Below are 3862 nucleotides of genomic sequence, written 5' to 3'. Positions count from 1 at the left end.
GGTTGGGGGCATATTGGTGCTTCAAGATGCGATTACAATTGGTGTGATTGTTATATTTGCTGAGTATGCGAGACAATTTACGCGTCCGTTAAATGATTTAGCCAACCAATTTAACACGCTTTTATCTGCTGTTGCAGGGGCAGAGCGCGTTTTTCAAATGATTGATGAACCAATTGAGAAGGACCATCAAAACAATAGGAGAGCTCCGGTATTAAAAGGAAATGTGGAATTTAAACATGTTTCATTTTCATATGATTCTAGTGGAAAAATCATTGATGATATAAGTTTTAGGGCAAGTGCTGGTGAAACGGTTGCTTTTGTCGGGCCTACTGGGGCTGGAAAAACAACGATCATTAATATGATTTCACGATTTTATGATGCAAATGGAGGTGAGGTTCTTTTTGAAGGAGAAAATGTTAACGCCTTTAAAAGAGAAGAATTGCGAAGTCAGATGGGCTATGTGCTTCAAGATCCTTTTTTGTTTGAAGGAACGATTCGGGAGAACATCCGCTACGGTAAATTAGACGCCACAGATGAAGAAGTAGAGGCAGCTGCTAAAGAGGCAAATGCGCATTCCTTTATTATGCGGCTTAAAGACCAATATGAGACAAGCCTCTCTCAAGATGGAAGTGGAATCAGTCAAGGTCAAAAACAATTATTATCTATTGCCAGAGCACTATTAGCTGACCCATCACTTTTGATTTTAGATGAAGCAACTAGTAGCATAGACACGGTTACAGAATTGAAAATCCAAGAGGCCCTCAGACGCTTAATGAAAGGTAGAACAAGCTTCGTCATTGCTCATAGATTGAATACGATTGAGAATGCCGACCAAATTCTAGTTCTTGTTGATGGAAAGATTATCGAACGAGGGACTCATCATCAACTATCGGTGAAAAAAGGATTCTACCAAAAATTATATGATGGAGTAGAACAATAAACGAAAAGCTATGTAGGTCCTTCCTTACATAGCTTTTTCAGCATGAAAAATGAATCATTTACGAACTTTGTCGAAAGATGTGTAATAAAAATGAGAGGAATCAATCAGTCTTTGTCGAATGTACGAAAAGAGAAAAAATTAGGAGATTTGAGAGATGATAATCGAAAAATTGTTACTTCAAGTGCTTATTGTGTTATCTCCGGTACTTGTTTATAGCGTTATTTCAAATGGTAAGAAAGAACCCAGGTTCCCGTTTTTGACGGTGTYTTATGGTATTGCAGGTGTGCTATGTATTGTTTTTTCCTATCAAACGTTTGGACTGTATTGGGACCTTCGTTATGTTATTGTTGTATGTGCCTTTTTATATGGAGGAATGAAAACGGGTTGGCTGGTCTTTGCAACAGTAATGATTACACGAACAATAATGGGAGGAGACCATCTAGTATTTGCTTATGTGTGTATTACATCTGCTGCCCTCACTGCCTTTTTCGTTCAAACTAAATATCAAAATATATTATCAAAATGGAGAAGAACGCTTATTGCTATTATTCTGTCATTAGTACCCGTAGTGATTCAAATTTCAATTGTCAGTCTGCTCATACGGGAAGAAGTCTTACACTTTTTTGACGAGTCTGTTTTAGGTCGTTATTTATTTTATTATGTAATCGTAATTATGATTGCAGCTGGTTTTATTACATTATTGCATGAAGCGATTAATGAAAAAAAACGGATGCAAGAAGAAATTATACGAGCAGAAAAGTTTAATACGTTAGCTGGGCTTGCTGCTTCTATTGCTCATGAGGTTCGAAATCCTCTTACAGTTGTGAAGGGGTTTTTGCAGTTAATGAAAGAGGAAAATAAGGATTCAAGTCAACAATACTATTCATTAGTATTAAATGAACTAGGGAGAGCGGAAAACATCATTAATGATTACTTGAACTTTGCTAAGCCGGAATTAAAGAGTGTGGAAGATGTGAAATTACTCGAGAATATTCATGAAATTCTTGCGCTCTTACATCCGTATGCTATTAAGGATGGCGTTCATTTAAACGAATTAGTCGAAATTAGTGATCATCTCTTGGTTAGAGTTGACCGAAATCAATTAAAACAAGCATTAGTTAACTTTGTTAAAAACGCTATAGAAGCCACTCCTAATGGAGGAAATGTTACATTAGTCGTTCAGAAGTCATCAGATCTAGTTATGATTCATATTTCTGATACTGGAAAAGGGATGAATAAAGAAGAATTGAGTAGAATAGGAACTCTTTTTTATACGACAAAGGACAAGGGAACTGGACTTGGAACGATGGTTTCGATTCGTATTATTGAAGCGATGGGAGGGACGGTCTCTTATCAAAGTAAGGAGTTCGTTGGTACAACCGTGTCTATTTCTTTACCTATAAGAAGAGACGAAACCTCATCGATCCATACTTTTAAAGACAAGAATAGAAAAGTAATCTAGTAGAAAAAAGGGGTTGGGCTCCATGTCCAGCCCCTCTTTCTTTGGTTTATAGTCCTAATTCTTTTCTCTCTTCTGGCGTGAACACTCGTGAACGGGTTAAAAATCGTTTTCCTTCTGGACCTTCAAGAGAAAACATWCCTCCGCGGCCTGCGACGACATCAATAATAAGCTGTGTATGCTTCCAATAGGCATATTGATCCTTTGCAATATAAAAGGGGGATTCGCCTATATGACCAAGAAGAACATCTTGCTCTCCAACACGGAGTTCACCTTCTTGGTAGCACATCGGAGAGCTTCCATCACAGCACCCACCAGACTGGTGAAACATTAAAGGACCATGAATTTTTTTTAGATGGTTAATAAATTCTAGTGTTGCATCGGTTGCGACGACTCGTTCAACCATCTGTACCCCTCCATTCTTGTTTAAAAGAATCCAAGTGCATCCTCACTATAACTTACAAGCATATTCTTCGTTTGTTGGTAGTGACTGAGCATCATCTTGTGATTCTCTCTTCCGATTCCTGATTTTTTGTAGCCGCCAAACGCAGCATGAGCAGGGTAAGCATGGTAGCAGTTTGTCCAAACACGTCCTGCTTGAATTTCACGACCGAAACGGTAAGCAGTGTTAATATTTCTAGACCACACACCAGCTCCTAATCCATAAAGCGTATCATTGGCAATGGCTAAGGCTTCAGCATCATCTTTAAACGTCGTCACAGACACCACTGGACCAAAAATTTCTTCTTGAAAAATACGCATATCATTTTTACCAGCAAAGACGGTTGGTTGGACGTAATAGCCATTTTCAAGATCGCCCTCCAACTGATTACGAGCACCGCCTGTTAAACAAGTTGCACCTTCTTGTTTGCCGATATCTAAATAAGATAGGATCTTTTCTAATTGTTCTTGTGAAGCTTGTGCACCCATCATCGTATCTGGGTCAAGTGGATTTCCAGTCTTAATTTCTTTTACTCTAGCAATCGCACGTTCCATAAATTCATCATAGATAGACTCATGAATTAGTGCACGAGATGGGCATGTACAAACTTCCCCTTGGTTTAGTGCGAACATGACAAAGCCTTCCACCGCTTTATTTAAGAATGCATCATCTTTATYCATAATGTCAGAGAAGAAGATATTAGGTGATTTCCCCCCAAGCTCTAACGTGACTGGTATGATGTTCTCTGAAGCGTATTGCATAATGAGGCGACCAGTAGTCGTTTCGCCTGTGAAGGCAACTTTAGCAATTCGGTTGCTTTGTGCGAGTGGCTTCCCAGCTTCTACGCCAAAACCATTGACGACATTTAATACGCCTTTTGGCAGGAGGTCTTCAATTAATTCTAATAATACAAAGATCGAAACAGGTGTTTGTTCAGCTGGCTTAAGAACAACGCAGTTACCTGCTGCAAGTGCTGGAGCCAATTTCCATGTAGCCATGAGAATCGGGAAATTCCAAGGGA

Annotated in this window: 4 protein-coding genes; 2 read left to right on the top strand and 2 right to left on the bottom strand. The window is 39.0% G+C overall.

From position 1 onward, the window contains the following. Together AB685_RS27940 and AB685_RS27935 are read left to right on the top strand one after the other, a co-directional pair. Positions 1 to 940: ABC transporter ATP-binding protein (locus tag AB685_RS27940; RefSeq protein ID WP_047973870.1), on the top strand; the 940-nt coding region annotated here is incomplete at its 5' end. 154 nt (positions 941 to 1094) lie between these two features. Continuing rightward, on the top strand, positions 1095 to 2402 hold the full coding sequence (locus AB685_RS27935) for an ATP-binding protein (protein WP_047973869.1): 1308 nt from the start codon (positions 1095 to 1097) through the stop codon (positions 2400 to 2402). 46 nt (positions 2403 to 2448) lie between these two features. Here AB685_RS27935 and AB685_RS27930 read toward each other — a convergent pair whose 3' ends face one another. Both AB685_RS27930 and adh read right to left on the bottom strand, forming a co-directional pair. Continuing rightward, the gene (locus AB685_RS27930; protein WP_047973868.1) at positions 2449 to 2805 is read right to left on the bottom strand and encodes a DUF779 domain-containing protein; all 357 of its coding nucleotides are present in this window, start codon (positions 2803 to 2805) and stop codon (positions 2449 to 2451) included. A 20-nt stretch (positions 2806 to 2825) separates the two neighbouring features. Next, positions 2826 to 3862: aldehyde dehydrogenase (gene adh / locus AB685_RS27925; protein WP_047973867.1), on the bottom strand; the 1037-nt coding region annotated here is incomplete at its 5' end.

The organism is Bacillus sp. LL01, assembly GCF_001037965.1.
Note: the sequence above shows the minus strand (reverse complement) of the source record. Positions and strands in the feature narration are given on the sequence as shown.